Annotated in this window: 17 protein-coding genes and 1 pseudogene; 8 read left to right on the top strand and 10 right to left on the bottom strand. The window is 71.7% G+C overall.

All coding sequences use genetic code 11. The features are described from left to right. Nucleotides 1–14 precede the first annotated feature (14 nt). The 3 genes from ACQPZQ_RS38170 to mce form a co-directional block, all read right to left on the bottom strand. Nucleotides 15–1,592: a hypothetical protein gene (locus tag ACQPZQ_RS38170; RefSeq protein ID WP_433289189.1), complete on the bottom strand. Its 1,578-nt coding sequence runs from the start codon at nucleotides 1,590–1,592 to the stop codon at nucleotides 15–17. Between the two features lie 91 nt (nucleotides 1,593–1,683). Beyond that, nucleotides 1,684–3,015, bottom strand: coding sequence for a crotonyl-CoA carboxylase/reductase (ccrA, locus tag ACQPZQ_RS38165; RefSeq protein WP_433289188.1), 1,332 nt, complete (start codon nucleotides 3,013–3,015; stop codon nucleotides 1,684–1,686). Nucleotides 3,016–3,121: 106 nt separating this feature from the next. Further along, the gene (gene mce / locus ACQPZQ_RS38160) at nucleotides 3,122–3,559 is read right to left on the bottom strand and encodes a methylmalonyl-CoA epimerase (protein ID WP_433289186.1); all 438 of its coding nucleotides are present in this window, start codon (nucleotides 3,557–3,559) and stop codon (nucleotides 3,122–3,124) included. Nucleotides 3,560–3,697: 138 nt separating this feature from the next. Here mce and ACQPZQ_RS38155 point away from each other — a divergent pair, with 138 nt between their 5' ends. The 3 genes from ACQPZQ_RS38155 to ACQPZQ_RS38145 all read left to right on the top strand — a co-directional run bounded on the left by ACQPZQ_RS38155 (nucleotide 3,698) and on the right by ACQPZQ_RS38145 (nucleotide 6,414). Continuing rightward, entirely contained in the window at nucleotides 3,698–4,888 is a 1,191-nt protein-coding gene (locus tag ACQPZQ_RS38155; RefSeq protein WP_433289184.1) for an acetyl-CoA C-acetyltransferase, read from the top strand. 10 nt (nucleotides 4,889–4,898) lie between these two features. Then, complete coding sequence (gene meaB / locus ACQPZQ_RS38150; RefSeq protein ID WP_433289181.1) at nucleotides 4,899–5,912, top strand: methylmalonyl Co-A mutase-associated GTPase MeaB; 1,014 nt, start codon at nucleotides 4,899–4,901, stop codon at nucleotides 5,910–5,912. A gap of 211 nt (nucleotides 5,913–6,123) precedes the next feature. Beyond that, on the top strand, nucleotides 6,124–6,414 hold the full coding sequence (locus ACQPZQ_RS38145) for a hypothetical protein (protein ID WP_433289179.1): 291 nt from the start codon (nucleotides 6,124–6,126) through the stop codon (nucleotides 6,412–6,414). Between the two features lie 888 nt (nucleotides 6,415–7,302). Here the strand turns inward: ACQPZQ_RS38145 and ACQPZQ_RS38140 are convergent. Then, nucleotides 7,303–8,400, bottom strand: a complete 1,098-nt coding sequence (locus tag ACQPZQ_RS38140; protein WP_433289177.1) for a helix-turn-helix transcriptional regulator — start codon at nucleotides 8,398–8,400, stop codon at nucleotides 7,303–7,305. Next, nucleotides 8,397–9,332 carry a pentapeptide repeat-containing protein gene (locus tag ACQPZQ_RS38135; protein ID WP_433289175.1) on the bottom strand — a complete coding sequence of 312 codons (936 nt, stop codon included), beginning with the start codon at nucleotides 9,330–9,332 and terminating at the stop codon, nucleotides 8,397–8,399. Before ACQPZQ_RS38135 ends, ACQPZQ_RS38140 begins: the two co-directional genes overlap by 4 nt. Before the next feature lie 110 nt (nucleotides 9,333–9,442). On the opposite strand from ACQPZQ_RS38135, the gene ACQPZQ_RS38130 reads away from it, so the two are divergent. After that, entirely contained in the window at nucleotides 9,443–9,634 is a 192-nt protein-coding gene (locus tag ACQPZQ_RS38130; RefSeq protein WP_433289173.1) for a hypothetical protein, read from the top strand. Between the two features lie 54 nt (nucleotides 9,635–9,688). On the opposite strand, the gene ACQPZQ_RS38125 is transcribed toward ACQPZQ_RS38130, so the two are convergent. After that, a complete protein-coding gene (locus ACQPZQ_RS38125; RefSeq protein ID WP_241035928.1) occupies nucleotides 9,689–10,192 on the bottom strand; it encodes a MarR family winged helix-turn-helix transcriptional regulator in 504 nt (167 codons plus the stop codon). A gap of 73 nt (nucleotides 10,193–10,265) precedes the next feature. Between ACQPZQ_RS38125 and ACQPZQ_RS38120 the strand changes: the two genes are divergently transcribed. Then, on the top strand, nucleotides 10,266–10,574 hold the full coding sequence (locus tag ACQPZQ_RS38120; protein WP_241036031.1) for a thiamine-binding protein: 309 nt from the start codon (nucleotides 10,266–10,268) through the stop codon (nucleotides 10,572–10,574). A 67-nt stretch (nucleotides 10,575–10,641) separates the two neighbouring features. Here ACQPZQ_RS38120 and ACQPZQ_RS38115 read toward each other — a convergent pair whose 3' ends face one another. After that, nucleotides 10,642–10,935: a hypothetical protein gene (locus ACQPZQ_RS38115; RefSeq protein ID WP_433289171.1), complete on the bottom strand. Its 294-nt coding sequence runs from the start codon at nucleotides 10,933–10,935 to the stop codon at nucleotides 10,642–10,644. Between the two features lie 246 nt (nucleotides 10,936–11,181). On the opposite strand from ACQPZQ_RS38115, the gene ACQPZQ_RS38110 reads away from it, so the two are divergent. Both ACQPZQ_RS38110 and ACQPZQ_RS38105 read left to right on the top strand, forming a co-directional pair. Continuing rightward, nucleotides 11,182–12,069 carry an SCO6745 family protein gene (locus ACQPZQ_RS38110; protein ID WP_433289169.1) on the top strand — a complete coding sequence of 296 codons (888 nt, stop codon included), beginning with the start codon at nucleotides 11,182–11,184 and terminating at the stop codon, nucleotides 12,067–12,069. 41 nt (nucleotides 12,070–12,110) lie between these two features. Continuing rightward, entirely contained in the window at nucleotides 12,111–13,094 is a 984-nt protein-coding gene (locus tag ACQPZQ_RS38105) for a tetratricopeptide repeat protein (RefSeq protein ID WP_433289167.1), read from the top strand. Nucleotides 13,095–13,172: 78 nt separating this feature from the next. On the opposite strand, the gene add is transcribed toward ACQPZQ_RS38105, so the two are convergent. After that, nucleotides 13,173–14,192: an adenosine deaminase gene (gene add / locus ACQPZQ_RS38100; RefSeq protein ID WP_433289165.1), complete on the bottom strand. Its 1,020-nt coding sequence runs from the start codon at nucleotides 14,190–14,192 to the stop codon at nucleotides 13,173–13,175. Between the two features lie 187 nt (nucleotides 14,193–14,379). Continuing rightward, entirely contained in the window at nucleotides 14,380–15,747 is a 1,368-nt protein-coding gene (locus ACQPZQ_RS38095) for a neutral zinc metallopeptidase (protein ID WP_433289164.1), read from the bottom strand. Between ACQPZQ_RS38095 and ACQPZQ_RS38090 the strand changes: the two are divergent. Next, a pseudogene (locus ACQPZQ_RS38090) lies at nucleotides 15,628–16,737 on the top strand (glycosyltransferase family 87 protein); the annotation flags it as partial. The gene ACQPZQ_RS38095 and the pseudogene ACQPZQ_RS38090 sit on opposite strands and share 120 nt — an antisense overlap. A 200-nt stretch (nucleotides 16,738–16,937) precedes the next feature. On the opposite strand, the gene glgB reads toward ACQPZQ_RS38090, so the two are convergent. Beyond that, the gene (glgB, locus tag ACQPZQ_RS38085) at nucleotides 16,938–19,421 is read right to left on the bottom strand and encodes a 1,4-alpha-glucan branching protein GlgB (RefSeq protein WP_433299559.1); all 2,484 of its coding nucleotides are present in this window, start codon (nucleotides 19,419–19,421) and stop codon (nucleotides 16,938–16,940) included. Nucleotides 19,422–19,581: the final 160 nt, after the last annotated feature.

The following is a 19,581-nucleotide window of genomic DNA, read 5'->3' as shown; positions in this document are numbered from 1 at the left end:
CCGGAGCCTGCCGCTCAGCGGTGGCCGGCTGCCGCCTGAGGGCGGGGACGGGGGCGCGGACGGCCGTTCGCCAGGGTGTCGGTCCCATCGCCGGCGTCGCCGACGGGACCGGCCTCCGCGTCGGTGGTGGCTCGCCCCGCGACGGACTCACGCTGGCTGGGCACCGCACGTCCGTCGGGTCCGACGGGGGCCCGTTCCGGAGTGGCGGTCATCTTCTCGAGAGTGCGATCGAGCAGCACGCGCGCGTCGCTCAGCTGATCGCTGATCCGCTTGCGCAGCTCGATGAGGTCATCGAGGCGCTGTTCGGCATCTCCGACGATGGCGCGGCCCATCTCCTTGGCCCTGATCTCCTCCTCGCGGAAGCGTTGCGCGGCCAGCTCGCGCAGCTCCTCGGCCTGGCGGTGGGCTTCCCTCCGCTCGGCGGCGATCGTGGCGAGCGCCTCTGCGCGTCGCTGGTCCAGGGCCAGGGTGAAGTCCTCTTCGGCCGTACTGCGCCGTGCCTCCGACTCGGCCCAGGCGCGTGCCTGCTCCTGCTCGGCCGCCTCCCGCTCGGCGGCGAGTGCCTGCTCCACCTCGCGCTGGTGCGCTGCCAGCTGCTCCAGCGACGTTCTGCGCTCGGTCTCGAACTCGGCTCGAGCGATGGCGAGCTCCGCGGCCAACCGCTCCGACTCGGCCCTGGCCGCACTCAGCGCCGCGTCGGCCTCGGCCTTCGCGGTGTGCACGGTGGCCTCGGCGTTGGCCCTGGCGTTGCTTACCGTGGCCGCTGCTTCGGCTCTCGCGCTGCTCAGCGTCGACTCGGATTCGGCTCTGGCGGCGGTCAGCGTCGACTCGGATTCGGTCCTGGCCGCCGTCAGGGTTGATTCGGCTTCGCTCCGGGCGCTGCTCAGCGTCGCTTCGGCTTCGGCTCTCGCGCTGCTCAGCGTCGACTCGGACTCGGCCCTGGCTGCGGTCAGGGTTGATTCTGCTTCGGTCCGGGCACTGGTCAGGGTTTCCTCGGCTTCGGCCCGGGCGCTGCTCAGGGTCGCTTCGGCTTCGTTCCGAGCGCTGGTCAGGGTGGTGTCGGCTTCGGTCCTGGCGGCTGTCAGCGTTGATTCGGCCTCGCTCCGGGCGCTGCTCAGGGTCGCTTCGGCCTCGTTCCGGGCGGCGGTCAGCGTCGTCTCGGCCTCGCTCCTGGCCGCGTCGAGGCCCGCCTCCGCCTCGGCCCTCGCGGTGGCGACGATCTGCTTGGCCTGGGCCTCGGAATCCGTGAGGCGCCGGGTGACCTCGCTGGCGGCCCCGCTGAGCATCTCGGTGACCTCGTCCTGGGCCAGTCGGAGCATCGCGCGCATCCGCTCGCTCATGCCCTGTACGTTCTGGCCCGGGCTCACGAGGGTGCGCACCTGCGCCCGCAGTTTCTCCGCGCGCACCCGGGATTCATCGAGCTCGCGAGCGAGCTGGCCGGCCTGCTCGAGCGCGGCGTTACGGTCCGCCACGAGGATGCTGACGTGCGCGTCAAGAGTGCGCAGGTGGGTGTCGACCTGGCCCTGGTCGTAACCCCTGCGGACGACCTCGAAGCCGGCTTCGGTAGAGGGCGGAACAGGGTGTCCGGGCATGTTGGTCACCGTACCGGGGAGGTTCCGCGGCGGGGCGATGCGCGGGCATTGTGGTGAACCGCCTCACTCCACCGGGCGAATGGTGACGAGATCACACCCCGCGGAAGCGATTGATCGCGTCGAGGTGTTTCGCGCGCTTCTCCGGGTCGGTCACCCCGAGACCTTCGGACGGGGCGAGCGCCAGCACCCCGACCTTGCCCTGATGGCTGTTGGTGTGGACATCCAGCGCAGCCTGGCCGGTTTCGGCGAGCGGGTAGACCTTCGAGAGTGTGGGGTGAATGAGCCCTTTGTCGATCAATCGGTTGGCTTCGAACGACTCGCGGTAGTTGGCGAAGTGTGAGCCAATGATCCGCTTGAGGTTCATCCACAGGTACCGGTTGTCGTAGGTGTGCTCGTACCCCGACGTGGACGCGCAGGTGACGATCGTGCCGCCGCGGCGGGCGACGTAGACGCTCGCCCCGAACGTCTCGCGCCCGGGGTGCTCGAAGACGATGTCCGGGTCGTCGCCGCCGGTCAGCTCACGGATCTTCGCGCCGAACCGCTTCCACTCCGCGGCGTCCTGGCTGTGCTCGTCCTTCCAGAACCGGTACCCCTCCGCGCTGCGGTCGATGATCAGCTCCGCGCCCATCCTCCGGCAGATGGCGGCCTTCTCCGGGGACGAGACGATGCAGACCGGGATCCCGCCCCCGTTCAGCGTGAACTGAGTGGCGTACGAGCCGAGGCCGCCCGACGCCCCCCAGATCAGGACGGTGTCGCCCTGCTTCATGTCGGCCCCGTTGCGGGAGACGAGCTGCCGGTAGGCGGTGGAGTTGACCAGGCCGGGGCTCGCCGCTTCCTCCCACGTGAGGTGGCGTGGCTTCGGGAGGAGCTGGTTTGACTTGACCAGCGCCAGCTCCGCCAGTCCGCCGAAGTTCGTCTCGAAGCCCCAGATGCGCTGCTGGGGGTCCATCATCGTGTCGTTGTGCCCGTCAGGGCTCTCCAGCTCCACCGACAGGCAGTGCGCCACCACCCGGTCGCCTGCCTTCCACAGGTTGACGCCGTCGCCTGCGCGCAGCACCACGCCCGCCAGGTCGGAGCCCACCACGTGATAGGGCAGGTCGTGGCGCTTGGTGAGCGGCGAGAGCCGCCCGTAGCGCTGCAGGAAGCCGAACGTCGGCATCGGCTCGAAGATCGACGTCCAGACGGTGTTGTAGTTGATGGCGCTGGCCATCACCGCCACGAGCACCTCGCCAGGGCCCGGCTCCGGAGTCGGCACCTCGTCCAGGTGCAGGCTCTTGCGTGGGTCCTTCTCGCGCGTCGGGATGTCGGCGAACATCTCGGTCTCGTCGGCGTGCACCGTGATGCCACGGTAGGACTCGGGCACCTCGAGGTGGCCGAGGGTGTCGAGCTGCTCGGCGAGGATCGCGTCGAGGATCTCCTGCACGGCTGCCTCCGGTGGCTCGAGTCGCGCCGGGTGGTATCCCAAAAGTTACTGCGCAGTATGGTAGCCGTAGCAGGTGATCGACGGGAGTGACCAGCGCCACTTCCACTCAGTGGGCGGCGTCCTCCGCCGGTTCCACCAGCTCGACGAGCACGCCTCCTGCGTCCTTCGGGTGTACGAAGTTGATCCGCGAGTCGGACGTGCCCCGGCGCGGCTCGTCGTAGAGCAGGCGGATGCCCTTCTCACGCAGGGCCGCGCACGTGGCGTCGATGTCCGCCACGCGGTAGGCCATCTGCTGGATGCCCGGGCCGCTGCGATCGAGGAACTTGCCGATCGCCGAGTCCGGACGCAGCGGGGCGAGGAGCTGCACCGCGGCCCCGGCATCCCCGGGTGCGGACAGCATGGCCTCACGTACTCCCTGCTCCTCGTTGGTCTCGACGTGCGTGGCGACCAGCCCGAAGGTGTCGGCGTACCAGGCGATGGCCGCGTCCAGGTCCGCTACCGCGATCCCGACGTGGTCCACTGCGACGACCGTGTGCTCTCCCATGGGTTGGGAATGTAACCCGGCGGGGTCGTGACGTGCGGTTTGTGCGGTGAGTCACCATCGGGGGCCGTCGCAGACCAGGATCATCGGTGGTAGCGCGGGTATCGTGGCCCCGCGCCGTCGGAGCTGCTGGAGGTAGTCGTGTCCGGATCCGTGATCGTCGCAGGTGCCCGCACCCCCATGGGGAAGTTGCTGGGCGGTCTGAAGGACTTCAGCGGGGCCCAGCTCGGCTCGTTCGCGATCAAGGCGGCCCTCGAACGCGCCGGTGTCGCCCCCGAGCAGGTTCAGTACGTGATCATGGGGCAGGTCCTCACGGCAGGCGCCGGTCAGATCCCGGCCCGCCAGGCCGCCGCAGGCGCCGGCATCCCGATGGATGTCCCGGCGCTCACCATCAACAAGGTGTGCCTGTCCGGGCTCGACGCCATCGCCCTGGCCGACCAGCTCATCCGCGCGGGCGAGTTCGACATCGTGGTGGCAGGCGGTCAGGAGTCGATGACGCAGGCTCCGCACCTGCTGCCGAAGTCCCGTTCCGGGTTCAAGTACGGCGATGTAACGATGCTCGACCACATGGCTCACGACGGGCTGTTCTGCGCGTTCGACCAGGTCGCGATGGGTGCGTCCACCGAGAAGTTCAACTCCCGCTACGAGCTGACCCGCGAGGAGCAGGACGAGTTCGCCGCCCGCTCCCACCAGCTCGCCGCCAAGGCGTCGGTGAACGGGACGTTCGCCGAGGAGATCACCCCCGTCGCGGTGCCGCAGCGCAAGGGCGACCCCGTGGTCATCGACACCGACGAGGGCATCCGCGGCGACACCACCGCCGAGGGCCTCAGCAAGCTGCGCCCTGCCTTCTCCTCCGACGGCAGCATCACCGCGGGCTCGTCGTCCCCGATCTCCGACGGCGCCGCCGCCGTGGTCGTCATGAGCAAGGCCAAGGCCGAGGAGCTCGGGCTCGCCTGGATCGCGGAGATCGGTGCCCACGGCATGGTCGCCGGACCGGACGCCAGCCTGCACGAGCAGCCCGCCAACGCCATCGCCGCCGCGTGCGCGAAGGAGGGCATCGGCGTGGCCGACATCGACCTCGTCGAGATCAACGAGGCGTTCGCGGCGGTGGGCATCGTGTCCACGCGGAAGCTCGGCATCGACCCGGAGAAGGTCAACGTCAACGGCGGCGCCATCGCGCTCGGCCACCCGATCGGCATGTCCGGCGCCCGCCTCGCGCTGCACCTCGCGCTCGAGCTCAAGCGCCGCGGTGGCGGCACCGGCGTGGCTGCGCTCTGCGGCGGCGGTGGCCAGGGCGACGCCCTGATCGTCCGCGTGCCGGCGGCGAGCTGACCCCACCGGCATGGCACGCCGGGCGGCGGTCGCCGATCTGGTCGATCGGGCCCGGCGCGGCGAACACCTGGCCGTCGCGCGCCTGATCTCCCTGGTGGAGGACGGCGTCGGGACGTCCGGTGGCGGGCAACTGCGGGAAGTGGCCGCCGCGCTCGCCCCGTACAGCGGCCGGGCCCACGTGGTGGGCCTGACCGGGCCTCCCGGAGTCGGCAAGTCGACGTCGACCTCGGTGCTGGTGCGTGCGCTGCGAGAGCAGGGCCGCCGGGTCGGCGTCCTCGCCGTCGACCCGACCTCACCCTTCTCCGGCGGCGCGCTGCTCGGCGACCGGGTGCGGATGGGGGAGCACGCCACCGACGACGGCGTCTTCATCCGCTCGATGGCCACCCGCGGCCACCTCGGCGGCCTGGCGTGGGCCACCCCCCAAGCCCTGCGCGTGCTCGACGCGGCCGGCTGCGACGTGGTGCTGGTGGAGACCGTCGGGGTGGGACAGTCCGAGGTGGAGGTCGTGTCACTCGCCGACACGACGGTGGTGCTGCTGGCTCCCGGCGCGGGCGACGGCATCCAGGCAGCCAAGGCCGGGATCCTCGAGGTGGCCGACGTCTTCGTCGTGAACAAGGCCGACCGCGACGGCGCCGATCAGGCGATCCGCGACCTGCGCCACATGCTCTCCCTCGGGGAACGTCCTGCCGAGGGCGGTTGGACCCGCCCGGTGGTGCGCACCGTGGCCGCCCGCGGCGAGGGCGTGGACGACCTGGTCGCGGCACTCGACGCCCACCGCCACTGGCTCGACGAGGCGGGCGAACGTGAGCGCAGGCGGATCGCCCGGGCCGAGTCGGAGATCCAGGCCATCACCCTGGAACAGGTCCGATCCCGCATCGGCGACCTGCGCGGCGTGCACGGGCTCCGCGAGCTGGCCCGACAGGTGCTGGCCGGTGACCTGGACCCCTACCGCGCCGCCGACCAGCTGACCGGCCGCGTGGGGCCGGCTGGGGCGACACCCGGGGGACACGGGCCGCAGGCGTGACGACGTTGCGGGGCGGGCGGCGAGGCGGCTTCCCGTCGCGGGTGGCGTGATCGTTGTTTGGGGAGCGGTGGCCGTGTGGGGTGCGGCTGCGCGTCCCCAACTGGTGATCTTGGTGGGGCGGCTGACGGGCGGGTGGGGGCGGTAGGTGTCGGTGGGCGGGCCTCCCTGCGGGCGGGTGTGTCGTGCTCGTTGTTCGGGGAGCAGTGGCCGTGTGGGAGCGGCCGCGCGTACCAACCTGGTGATCTTGGTGCTGCGTGGGGCAGGCGCGCGCCGTGGTGATCGGAGTTTCGGGGCGGCCGCCGGGTCCGGTGATCGGGTCGTGGGCGGCGGCGTGATCATCGTTTGGGGCGAGGTGGCCGCGGAGCGGTTCCGCGCCCCGACCGGGGGTGCCGCAGGGACGACGGTCGTCATGATCGCTGATTCGGGAGCGGTAGCCGTGCTGGACGCGGCTGCGCGTCCCCAACCGGTGATCATGGTGCCGCTGAGGGATGGGTTCCCGTGATGATCGCTGTTTCGGGAGCAGCAGCCGTGTCGGACGCGCCTGCGCGTCCCCAAACGGTGATCATGGCGGGGACGACCCGGTGTTGGGGGCGTTAGCCGCGGCGGCCTGGCTGCGTGGTGTCGTCCGATGATCACCCGAGCCCACGGGCGGGCTCGCGGTGGCGTGATCGTTGTTTCGGGCGCGGTAGCCGTGTGAGGGCGGCTGCGCGTCCCGTCCTGGTGATCACGGTGCTCGGTCATGGACGGCACACCGTGGTGATCGGCGTTGCGGGACCGGTAGCTGTGTTGGGCGCGCTTGCGCGTCCCCAAGCGGGAATCATGGTGCTGACGGCGGTCGGTGTGCGGTAGCCGGGCGGGCTGGCCTTCGTGGTGCTGGCCAGTGATCGCCTCATCCCCCGGCTGGGTGCGCGGTGGCTTGATCATTATTTGGGGAGGGTTGGCCGTGCTCGGCGCAGCTGCGCGTCCCGAACTGGTGATCTTGGTGGGGGCGGGGGCGGCTCGTCGTGATGATCGTTGTTTCGGCGGCGGGAGCCGTGTTGGGCGCGCTTGCGCGTCCCCAAATGGTGATCATGGTGTGGGCCGCCGTCGGTGCGAGGCGGTCACTGGAGCTGGCCGGCCTTCGACCAGTGGTCACCTCAACCCGCGGGCGGGTGCGCGGTGCCTGATCATCGTTTGTGGAGCGATAGCCGTGCCGGGCGCGGCAGCGCGTCCCAAGCTGATGATCACGGAGCCCTCTCAGACATCGGCGCTCCGCGGTGATCCGGTGCTTCGGACGTAGGTGCGCTGGGGGGCGGCTGGCGGGGTCCCGTGATCGGCGCGGCGGGGGCGTGGGTGCCGGGCGATCAATCCCTTCTGAGGGCGGCGACCTGGCATGACAGCGGAGGGACGTTCACGAGCCCCTGCGGAGCGCGGCGAGCCGGGCACCGACTCGCTCCGAGCCGATGCGAAGGGCGAGTTCCCTGGCCCGGCGCGCGTGCTCGGCAGCGTCTTGTGGCCGGTGGGCCGCGAGCGCGAGGGCGAGGTCGGCGTGGACGGCGGCGCGGTGGCGGGCTGATCGGGGAACGGACGCGAGTGCGCGCTCCAGCGGCCCGACCGCCTCCGCATCGCCGAGCGTGACCAGGGCGCGTCCGTGCCATCGGTGCAGGTCGGCCAGCTCGAGAATGGGCCCACCCCGCAGGGCGACGATGTCGATCCGGGAGTGCTGGAGCCGGCGTGCGGCCGCGGCGATGGCTCGGTGGGCGGCGGGGGCGTCGCCCGCGGCGGCGCTGGCGACGGCGCGTGCGGCGTCGAGACGTACCTGGGCGGGGTCGCAGGTGGCAGGTCCGGCGAGGTCCAGCAACTCGACGGCGGTGGCGGGCTCGCCCACGTCCACCAGCACAGCGGCCTGTCCGGCCACGGCATCGGCCTCCGGGACGCCGGCCTCCCGCGCAGCGGTGCGGGCGCGGTCGTACCGGCGCCAGGCCTCGTCGGGGCGGGCGCGGTCGAGCTCCTGGGCTCCGGCCAGTGTGGCTGCTCCGGCCAGCACGGCCGCGATCTCGGACCGCCGGGCTGGAGTCAGTGTGTGGATGAGCGTCTCCTCGAGCTGCTCGACGAGCGCTCGCACCAGTTCGCCCGCCCCGGCGGCGCCCAGCTCGTCGTCGAGCCTGCTAGCGACAGCGAGCTGCTCCCACCACAGCTCGAGGCCGGTGTGGTCGACGGCCGCGGCTGCGGCGATCGCCGACCGGAGCCGATCGGACGCGGTGGTGGCATCGGCTGCGGGGGCCACCGCGATTCCGAGGTCGTCCGGTGTGCGGCCGTACAGCTCGGCGAGGAGGGCGCGGTAATGCGGCTCGGGCAGGGCGTGGCCGTTCTCCCACCGGGAGAGCAGGGTCTTCAGGCTGGCCGGAGCCGCGACGGGTGTGCCCGAGGCGCGGCCCAGCGCCACGAGCTCCCCGGCCGCGTCGGCCTGGGACCAGCCCCGCGCCGCCCTGGCGGCACGCAGACTCATGCGTCCGCCCGTGCCGGTGACGGCGGCAGGCCGACGAGCGGCCACGTGGCCGGGTCGCCCGCCACCCGGCTGCCCTCGGCGACGGTGATGGCGCCGGTGTGCAGCTCCGGTGAGGTGGTCTCCACGTCGATGAATGTGCCCACCGACGCGCCACTGAAGGCCACGTCGCCGCTGAAGGTGGCGTGCTGGAAGGAGATGCCTCCGTCGAACCGGGCGTCGCGCATGTCCACGCGGCCCAGGAAGGTGGCGCCGGAGAACAGTGCGGGCTTGCTCGCCTGAAGGCTGCCGAGCCGGGTGATGCCGTAGAACCGCGTGCGCCGCGCCGTGAGCCGGCCGATCCTCCGGCCCTCCAGCCGGAAGTACTCCAGGCTCGCGCCGGTGAGATCGAGGTGGTAGGCGCGTGGGTCGTGGTTCATCCCCCACGGGAGCAGGTCGGTGATCAGCCGTTGGGCGGTGAGCCGCACCTGACGCTCCCGGTCGGCTTCGGGCGCCTCGTCGGTGGTGGTCTGTTCGGGATCGTCCGCGCGCTGGGTGTAGCTGGGGTGTGAGAAGGGCCTGCGCAGGTACGCGCACAGGACGTCGAGCACCGTCTGCTTGTAGCGCGGGCTGGAGTCGGCGAGCCACGCCAACGCGTGCAGGGCGCCGACACGCACCTGGTCGGCCTCGTTGCCCAGGAGTTCCACCGACCGCGCGAAGCGCTCGTCGGCCACCTTGTCGCTCTCGAGCTCGTGGCGCGCCTCCTCGGTGCGTCGCCTGCGGTCGTTGAGCCACAGCGCGTACAGCGCGACGACGGCGCCACCGGCGAGGCCGCCGGTCTTGATCGCCTCGGCCTTGGACGCAGTGGGTTCGACCAGCAGCAACACGACGGTGGTGGTCGCCGTGACGAGGATGGCCGCAAGCACGCTGGCAGCCAGCAGGACGCGACCTCGCACGTGAGCTCCTCGCCGTTGATCTCTCCGTCGTCGTCCAGATTGTCGGGGTCGCCACCTACTGTCAACGCTGTTGCCGCAACGCGCGTCAACAGCGTCGGAAGGGGATGGCCATGGATCTCACCACGTGCTCGGTCTGCGTGATCGCGGGATCGGCCGGTGGAGCCGTCAGTGGCTACTACGCGGCCGGAGGGCGGGGTGTCCGCCGCCCCGGCCGCCGGGCGGCCACCAGGTCCACCCACGGCCGCACGATGCGGTCCTGGCCCGGGGCGCGCCGGCGCCACCGGCGGCGGCCAGGAGGGTGACGCGACGCCCGCGGGCGGCGGCCCTGCCGACCTGACGCGCGGCGGCAGTGTGCGTCAGTCGAAGTCGCCCGCTGCCCTACGCACTTTCGCCAGCAGTTCGGTCAGCTGCGCCTCCTGCTCCGGGCTCAGGCCGCTGAGGCCGAAGTCGATCTCGGTCACCGACTTGGTCGCGTCCTCCTGCAGAGCGGAGCCGGCCTGGGTGATCTCCACGAGCGTGGCCCGCCGGTCGGTCGGATGCGGGATGCGGCGAACCAGCCCGTCGGCCTGCAACCGGTCCACGATGTTGGTCACGCTCGTGGGGTGCAGCTGAAGCCGCTCGCCCATCACCCGCATCGGCAGCCTGCCGACACGGGAGAAGGTGAGCAGCACCAGCGCCTCGTACCGGGCGAAGGTGAGGCCGTGCGGGCGCAGCGCCCCGTCCACTGCAGAGAGCAGGATCTGTTGCACCCGCATCACGCTGGTCACAGCAGCCATGGTGCGGGCGGGGCCGATTCGCTCGTCCCAAATCTCCGCCGCCCGCAGGATCGGGTCGAACGGCAGCGGATCGCGAGTGGCCATGACCGGCGACGCTAGCAGTGACGTGCTCGGCCGGGGTCGCGGTCGGCCCATTCGCTACGGCAGGCTGTGGTTCATGCTCTTCGCATTCAGTATCGCCCCTGCCGGGGGCGACAGCGGCACCGACAGCGTGAGCGAGATCGTCGCGGAGGCGGTCCGCGTGGTGCGTGAATCCGGGCTGCCCAACGAAACCACGGCGATGTTCACCACTATCGAGTCCGAGACCTGGGACGAGGGCATGGACGTGGTGAAGCGGGCCGTCGAGGCGGTGCAGGCCCACGCTCCCCGCGTGAGCCTCGTCCTGAAGGCCGACATCCGGCCGGGCCACTCCGGACAGTTGAAGGCGAAGGTGGATCGGATCGAAGAGGCACTCCACAAGGAATGACACTCGAAAAGGCCGGGCCACCGGGTCGGCGCACGGGCGCCCGCCCGCCGACCCGGTCGAGGGTGGATCAGCGCATGGCAATGGCGAGGGTGAAGAAGAAGACGCCGACCAGAATGGCCGCCGCACCGAGCGTCATCGCGATCTTCGCCTGCTTCACGCACACGGGGCGGCGCACGGCAGCGGCACCGAGGCCGAGCGCCGTGATGCCGACGATCCACCCGAGGATCGACACCGGGCTGACGATCAGCGCGATGATGCCCACGATCAGCGCCGCCTTGCCGAGCGTCGGGCTCTCGCTCTTCGCGGTCCTGCGGCGGGCTTCGTCGAGGAGGCGGTCGGCAACGGGGTTCTTCGTGCTCATGCGGGTTCCTTCGAGGGGAGGCGGCGTGCCGCGACGGGTGGGATTTGTCGGCGGGGAGCGACCATTGATCACTCGTACCTTCTCAACGATTGCCGGGGTGGCCGCGTTGTTCTGCCAGTCCGGTGACCAGCGCTCTTCCCGTACCTCTCGGAACGCCTTTTCCGACTCCAGAGGGTGACCACCGACGACCGGACCGGTGAATTACTGTGCGAAATCGAGTGCATCACAGAAACAGCGAGGACTGAGATGGCCGAGCGTGTCAGTGCAGAACCCGACCACCGGTCGCGCCGGATGTGGAGGGCGGTCGAGCCGATCCACACGATCACCTACTTCGCGCCCGAGTCCCAGGCGGCGTGCGAGGCGCTGGGCACCAGGGGCTACTGGATGAGCTACTTCGCGCTGCGGGCCGCTCCGCTCGGGGCGGCGCCACCCGAGATCGTCACGGCGCTGTTCTACAACTTCCACCCGGGGCTGGTGGCCAAGGTGGTGCCCGCCGTCTGGGAGTTGGCCTCGCCCGAGCGCTTCCGGGCCATCCGCCTGGAGACGGTGGACGCGGCCATGCGGCGGCTGGTCGGCGCGGAGTTGCTCGGTTCCCCGGGGCTGGCCGAGGCGGCCTTGATCGCCCGCGAAGCCGCGGTCGCGGCCCCCACGGCCGGCCGGGCTCTCGCCGCCGCCAATGCCGCGCTGGAGTGGCCGGAGGAGCCGCATCTCGTGCTGTGGCAGGCCCAGACGGTCTTGCGTGAGCACCGCGGTGACGGGCACGTGGCCGCGCTCCTCACGGCCGGCTTGGATCCGGCGGAGGCGCTCGTTCTCTTCGCAGCCGACCAGGAGATCGAGGCGGAGTGGTTGCGCAAGCGCAGGGGCTGGTCGGAACCGGAGTGGGCAGAGGCCATCGGCCGGCTCACCGAGCGCGGGCTGTTCGACGCCGGTGGGATCACCGCGGCCGGGCGTGCCGTCCGCGATGAGGTCGAGGCCCGCACCGACGAGCTCGCCGACCCGCCGGTGGCGGCCATCGGCGACGCAGCCGAGCGGCTGGTGGAGCTGGCGGCGCCACTGGTCACCGCGATCATCGATGCCGACGGGTTCCTCCGCGCAAACCCGATGGCGCTTCGCCCGCTGGTGTCCTCGGGCTGAAGCTCCGGTCGAAGCGGACGGTCGCCGACTCCGGTGGCAGGATGAGTCTCGTGTCCCGACCCGATCCCCGTCAGGCGGCCAGAACGGCCGCGCTGTCGTCCGCCATGGCAGGTGCGGTCGACCTGTCCGCCCTGAAGGCCCGCTCGGAGGCCGCTGCGCGCTCGCAGCAGACGCAGGCGTCCGGGGGTGCGGAAAGCGCAGACGGAAGCCCCTTCGTCATCGACGTCACCGAGCAGAGCTTCCAGGCCGACGTCCTCGAGCGGTCGTTGCAGGTGCCGGTCGTCGTCGATCTCTGGGCCACGTGGTGCGGCCCGTGCAAGCAGCTCTCGCCCGTGCTGGAGCGGCTCGCCGAGGCCGGCAACGGCGCCTGGGTACTGGCCAAGGTCGACGTCGACGCCAACCCGCGGATCGCCCAGGCGTTCGGCGTCCAGTCCATCCCGATGGTGGTCGCCGTCGTCGGGGGCCAGCCGGTGGATGCGTTCAACGGAGCGCTGCCGGAGCCCCAGGTCCGCCAGTGGATCTCGGCGCTGCTCGACGCGCTGCGCGACCGGATGCCGGCCATCGCCGAAGCGGAAGCGGGGGCCGCCGCAAACGGCGCACCGACCGAGGAGCCGGAGGATCCCCGGTTCACCGCCGCCGAGGATGCGCTCGATCGCGGCGACTACCCCGCTGCGGAGGAGGCCTACCAGCAGATCCTCGCCGTCGAGCCGGCCAACGAGCAGGCACTGGCCGCGTTGTCGCAGGTGCGGTTCCTGGCCCGTGCGGAGAACGCCGACCCCTCGGCCATCGCTCGTGCCGACGCCGCACCCGACGACATCGACGCGCAGCTCGCCGCGGCGGACGCCGAGGCGGCCTCCGACCGGGTCGAGGACGCGTTCGCGCGGCTGGTGGGCACGGTCGCGCGCACCTCGGGCGACGAGCGTGACCGGGTGCGCGAGCACCTCATCGGGCTCTTCGAGCTGTTCCCGCCGGACGACCCCCGGGTCACCGCGGCCCGGCGGGCCCTCGCCCGCGCGCTGTTCTGAGCCACACGCACTCGCTGTAGTCCTCGCAGAGCCGGCGGGCCCTGCGAGGACGAGACACGGCGCCAGATCGCGGACGAGCTAGGTGCCGGCGGCCACCGCGTCGATCTCGGCGAGGATCCGGGTGCGCAGCTCGTCGGAGCAGAACGCCACCCGCGCCCCGGTCCTCGCGATCTCGGCCAGCTCCGGAATGCCCATGCCGAACGCCTCGTGGCACAGCAGGTACTCCGCGTCGAGGTCGGTGTGGAACATGCCGGGATCGTCGGTGGCCAGCGTGACCGGCACCCCGGCGGCGACCAGCGCCGGTAGCGGGTGCTCGGCGAGCGACGGGGCCGCACCCGTGCGCAGGTTGGACGTCGGGCACACCTCGAGAGCGATGCCGTGCTCGGCCAGGTGGGCGAGCAGGTGTGGATCCTGGGCCGCCGCGATGCCGTGCCCGATGCGCTCGGCGCTCAGCTCGGTGATCGCGGCCCAGACCTCGCCCGGCCCCACGGTCTCCCCGGCGTGGGGCAGGCTGTGCAGCCCGTCCGCCGCGGCCCGGTGGAACGCGGGCGCGAAGTCGGCGCGGCTGATCCCCAGCTCCGAGCCGCCCAGGCCGACCCCGACCGTGCCGTCGGGACGGTGACCAACAGCGAAGTCGACGGTCTCCTCGGCACCCGCTGGGCCCAGCACGGCGTCGGCGTCGAAGATCCAGCCGATCTCCACCCCGTGGCGTTCCCTGGCGAGGGCCCGGCCGTCGGTGAGCGCCTGGGCGAGGTCGTCGTAGCTCGTGCCGGCCAGACGGTGGCGGACGGGGGTGACCTGCACCTCGGCATACCGGACGGTGCGGGCGGCGAGGTCGGCGGCGAGCCCCGTCACCAGCGTCACGACGTCGGCGGCGGTGACCAGCAGGTTCACCCGACGGTAGACGTCGAGAAAATGCGGGAAGTCGGTGAACGCGTAGAACTGGCGCAGCGCCTCGAGTTCGGTGGGCACCCCGCCTTCGGGGTGCCTGCGCGCGAGGGCGAGCACCGTGTCGAGCGAGGCGGACCCGACGAGGTGCAGGTGTAGTTCGACCTTGGGCAATGCGGTGACGAACGACGCCACGGTGGACGTGGGCATAGCAGGGGACCTCCCTGGACGAGGGGGTGCGGCGGACGGGCGCGAACGGCCCGCGTCACCGGTCGGCGTCGCCCTGTCGCGGCACTCACCGTAGAGCGGTCGCCGCAGCAGCGTCGTCGCGACGAGATCCGCATCAGCAGCCTTCCCCTCGGCCTCTCGAAGCGTCAAGCGCCGACGTTCGTTGCCTTCAGCGGTGAGGCAGGCAGGAGCCGGGGCCGTCGAGCAACCCGGCGCGGAACCGTGCGACGCGCTCGAACCCGTGCTCGGCCGAATCCACATCGCCCTCGGCGTCGCGGGCGGCCCAGTCGTGGGTGAGGAGCACCTGTACGGCTTCGTCGAGGTCGCCAGGGGAGAGCGTGAACCCGCGGCCCGGCTCCATGAGCGCAGCGGTGTAGGCGCCGGCCAGGCACACCGCGGCCGCGCCGGCGGCCGGCCCCTCCGTGGCCAGGCCGAGCGCACCGAGCACTGCGACGCCGTAGCGGCTCGCCACCAGCGTGACGCCCGCGAAGTCGCCCACCTCCCGATGCACGGCGGCGAGCGCGCTGCGGTCGATCGACAGCCCGCCGTCTGCCGGGCAGAACAGCACCGGACCCTGGGCCGTTCCACCGTGGACCGGACAGACCGCGCCGTTCAGTGGCGGCACGTTCCGGCCGGGCGCCAGCGCGCCGAACCATCCGACGGCGTCGTGCTGCACGGCATCCAGAAGCAGCGGCAGCGGAAGGTCACCGCCCCGGGCCCGATCGGCCGCTGAGCCGAACCGGCGCTGGGTGAACACCCGGTTCTCCGTGGTCATCGCCGCGCAGCGGGCGGCTCCGTCCCGGAAGCCGTCCTGGAACGCCGAGACTCGGTCGAACGCGTTGCCGTGCGCGCTGTCGTCGCCCGGTTCGACACCGAGTGGGTCGCGGAAGCCCACGAGCGCCAGCAGCGCGTCGTCAGCGACAGGTGCGTCGGTGGCGAGCCCGCCCACGGACTCAAGGCCCGGCTGGGCGAAGGCGGCACCTGCATAGCAGTCGGCCATCGTCTCCAGCAGGATCGCCGGGTATCGCCGCGGTTCCCGGGACTGCGCCTCGTCGATCCCGAGCCGGGTCTGCACGGCGTGCCCCACCTCGTGCGCCAGCGCGACGGTCACCCCGGCGCTTCCGAACCGGCGGTGCAGGTCGGGCACCAGGGTGTCGGCGTCCCAGACGACGGCGTCGGCGGCGGGACAGTAGAAGGCCTGGCCGACGAGGTCGGCCACCCGGTCGACGCACGTCGGCGCAGGCGCGGCGGCGTTCGCGGTGTGAACCGGCTCGAACCTCGCGATGTCGGTCCACGCCCGGCCGAACGCAGCCGGGAACGCGCTGCGCCAGATCTCCTGGAGTGCGGCAGTGGCATCGGCGGTGACGTCGCCCGTGGCCGGCAGGCTGCCAGGGGTGGCCGCAACCGACGCTGCCGGATGCTGGGGCGCGGGACGGGCGTGACCCGGAACCGCCTGTGTGCATCCAGCGACGAGAACGCTCAGCGCGACGGCGAGAAGGGCCGCTGCCGGCGGTCGCTGCCGGGACGGAACGCGCACGACGATCATCATCGTCACTCGGGCGATGCGGGGGAGCGGTTCCGCGGAATCCGGACGCGCGGGATAGCGTCAGTCACCGTGTCGTTGATGAAGGAGCACCCCGAGCGCCGGGCCGAGGCCGTGCGATGGGGTATCGCCGGGCTGCTCGTGGTGGCGTCGATCGTCACGACGGTCGTGCTCTACGTGCGGCATCCCGACGCGCTGGTGATGTTGCTGCCGTCCACGGACATGCGCGAGCTACACGTCGACTTCGACACCTTCTGGCACTCCGCGGTGGCGGCCACCCACGGCGCCGACATTTACCACACCGGTGCCAAGCTCACGAACCTGAACCCGCCGCTCCTCACGGTGCTGCTCACGCCCCTCGCCGGGTTGAGCTCCCTCGTGGCGTACCGGATCTTCGCCGCGTTCACGCTGCTCATCGTCGTGGCCGCGGTGCTGGCCGTGGCCCGTGAGCTGCGCCTCGGGCGAGGTGCCACCACGCTGGCCGTGCTGGCCGTGCTCTGTTCCTCGCCCTTGCACGGCACGCTCGTGCTCGGTCAGATCTACCCGCTCCTGCTCGCCGGTCTCGTGGCCGGCTGGATCGCCGAACGGCGGGGCCGGCCGGTTCTCGCCGCCGTGCTTTTCGGGATCACCGTGGCGCTCAAACCGTCGCTCGCGCCACTGCTGCTGCTCCCCGCGGTGCAGCGGCGCTGGGTGCCGTTGCGCGCCGGGCTGACCTCGGCCGCAGCCGCCACGCTGCTCGGAGTGCTGATCGCCGGGCCGTCCAGTGGGTTCGAATGGCTGCGCATCGCGGTCACGGAACCTGTGCCCGACACGGTGGACAACGCCTCGCTGCCCGGGCTCGCGGTGCGGTTCGGGGTGCCGTCCGTGCTGGGCACGCTGCTCGGCGCGGTCGTCCTCATCGGCACGCTCATCTGGATCGGCCGCCACCGCGAGCGCATCGACCCGGCCGGAACGGCACCGTTCGCTGTGGTCGCCGCGGGCCTGCTCGTCTCTCCGATCTCCTGGCACAACTATCTGATGCTGCTGTGGCCGGGCGTGCTCGTGCTGATCGCGCTCGGGCGGACCGCCACCGCGGCCGTCGCGCTCGCGGTGATCGTCATTCCGGTGTCGTGGAACGCGGAGTGGCCGCCCCACGGCCTCTGGCCGGACGTGGCGCGGTCGCTCTACTGCGCGATCCTGATCGGTTACTGGGTCGCTCTGCTCGGGTCGACGCCGTTGCGTCCGCTCGTCGGCGTGGTCGGCTCCGCGGGCTCGGCGAGATCCGACGGCCCGGCGGGCGCGGAAGCCGTGGCCACGGGCTCGACCTCCACGTGCGGCTCCCCTTCCACGTCGGCGCGAACCTCGACCTCGACCTCGGGTACGGGCGGCGCCACCTCCGGGGCATCGTCCGTGACCGGAGCCGCGGGAGCCTGATCCACCACGTCCTCCTCGGCGGGCACGACATCCAGGAGCACAGCGGGTGCGGCGGCCGGGACGGATGCCCGCGCGGCCGCGGCCCGGCGCACTGCGCCCTGGAACGGCTCGGGGACCAGCCACAACACACCTGATGGCGGAAGCTGCAGCGTCGCCGACGCCGGTCGGCCGTGCCACACCGACGGCTCGGCCTCCACGGCGCCGAGGTTGCCCACCCCCGAGCCGCCGTAGATCTGGGCGTCGGTGTTGAGCACCTCCCGCCACCTGCCCGCGAACGGCAGCCCCACCCGGTAGTCGGGCGTGGGGGTGCCCGAGAAGTTGGCCACGCAGGCGAGCACGGTGGGCTTGCCGTCGGCGTCCACCCCGTGCCGCAGGAAGCTCAGGACGTTGCCCGAGGCGTCGTTCGCGTCGATCCAGGAGAAGCCCTCGGGGGTGGTGTCCTTCGTCCACAGCGCAGGGGTGGCCCGGTAGGTGCGGTTCAGGTCGCCGACGAGCGTCTTGATGCCCTGGTGCAGCGGGTCCTCGAGCAGGTCCCAGTCGAGCGAGCGCTGCTCGGACCACTCCCGCTCCTGGCCGAACTCGCCGCCCTGGAACAGCAGCTGCTTGCCCGGGTGGGCCCACATGTAGGCGAGTGTGGCGCGCAGGCCGGCGGCCTTGTTCCAGGCATCCCCAGGCATCCGCGTCCACAGCGAGCCCTTGCCGTGCACCACCTCGTCGTGGGAGAGCGGCAGCACGAAGTTCTCGCTGAACGCGTACATCAGCGAGAAGGTCATCTGGTTGTGGTGGTAGCCCCGGTAGATCGGGTCGCGCCCGACGTAGTCGAGCGTGTCGTGCATCCAGCCCATGTTCCATTTGAAGCCGAACCCCAGCCCGCCGAGGTGGGTGGGGCGCGAGACGCCCGGCCACGCCGTGGACTCCTCGGCGATCGTGACGACCCCCGCGTACTTGCGGTACACGGTCGCGTTCATCTCCTGCAGGAACGCGACGGCGTCCAGGTTCTCCCGGCCGCCGTGCACATTCGGCAGCCATTGGCCCTCAGGACGCGAGTAGTCGAGGTAGAGCATGCTCGCCACGGCGTCGACCCGCAGGCCGTCGACGTGGAACTCCTCGAGCCAGTAGAGCGCGTTCGCGACGAGGAAGTTGCGCACCTCGATGCGTCCGAAGTCGAACACGAGCGTGCCCCAGTCGGGCTGCTCGCCGCGCCGTGGGTCGGCGTGCTCGTAGAGCGGCGTGCCGTCGAATTTAGCCAGCGCCCACTCGTCCCGCGGGAAGTGCGCCGGTACCCAGTCGACGATCACGCCGTAGCCGTGGCGATGCAGATAATTGACGAAGTAGCGGAAGTCGTCGGGTTCGCCGAACCGTGCGGTCGGCGCGTAGTACGACGTGACCTGGTAACCCCACGACCCGCCGAACGGGTGCTCGGCCACGGGCAGCAGCTCGATGTGCGTGAAGCCCGTCTCGTCGAGGTAGTCGACCAGCTGGTGCGCCATCTCGCGGTAGGTGAGGCCCTGGCGCCACGAGCCGAGGTGCACCTCGTAGACACTCATCGGCTCGACGTGCGGCTGGCGGAGCTCACGCGCCGTCATCCACTCCTCGTCGCCCCACTCGAAGGTCGACTCCTCCACGATCGACGCCGTGGCGGGCGGGATCTCGGTGCGGAACGCCATCGGGTCGGCCTTGTCGCGCCACCGGCCGTCCTTGCCGAGGATGCGGAACTTGTAGCGCACGCCGGGGCCGATGCCGGGGACGAAGAGCTCCCACACCCCCGTGCTGCCCAGCACACGCATGGGGTGTGCCCAGCCCGACCAGCCGTCGAAGTCGCCGGTGACGCGAACGCCCTGCGCCGTGGGCGCCCAGACGGCGAAGCTCGTGCCCGTGACGGGACCGGCCGGGGTGTCGTAGCTGCGCACGTGCGCGCCGAGCACATCCCACAGCCGTTCGTGGCGGCCCTCTCCGATCAGGTGCAGGTCGATCTCGCCGAGCGTCGGCAGCCAGCGGTACGGGTCGTCGACGTTGTCCACGCGCTCGCCATAACGCACGGCGAGGCGGTAGTCGGCCGGTGGGCCCGGCACGATGCCGGAGAACAGTCCGGCCTCGTGCACCTTGACCAGGGGGTGGCTCTCGCCGCCCTCGCGGACCACGTTCACCTCGTCGGCGTGCGGGCGCAGCACGCGTATCACGGTGCCGTCGGGGTGCGGATGTGCGCCGAGCACGGAGTGCGGGTCGTGGTGCGCTCCACCGAGCACGCGGTCCACCGTTTTGGGGTCCGGCGGATACGCGTGGGCGACCGTGCTGGTCGTGGACGACGAGGCGTTCGAGGTCGAACTCTTCGAGGTCGAGTTCGTCGTCGCTGCGCTGATCGTCCGGGTCTGGTTCTCCTCACGATCCACCCGCGCACCCTATTGTGCTGCAGCG

It is taken from the genome of Pseudonocardia sp. CA-142604, assembly GCF_050948475.1.
Lineage (GTDB): Bacteria > Actinomycetota > Actinomycetes > Mycobacteriales > Pseudonocardiaceae > Pseudonocardia > Pseudonocardia alaniniphila.
The sequence above is the reverse complement of the archived record's forward strand: the minus strand, read 5'-3'. Positions and strand labels throughout refer to the sequence as shown.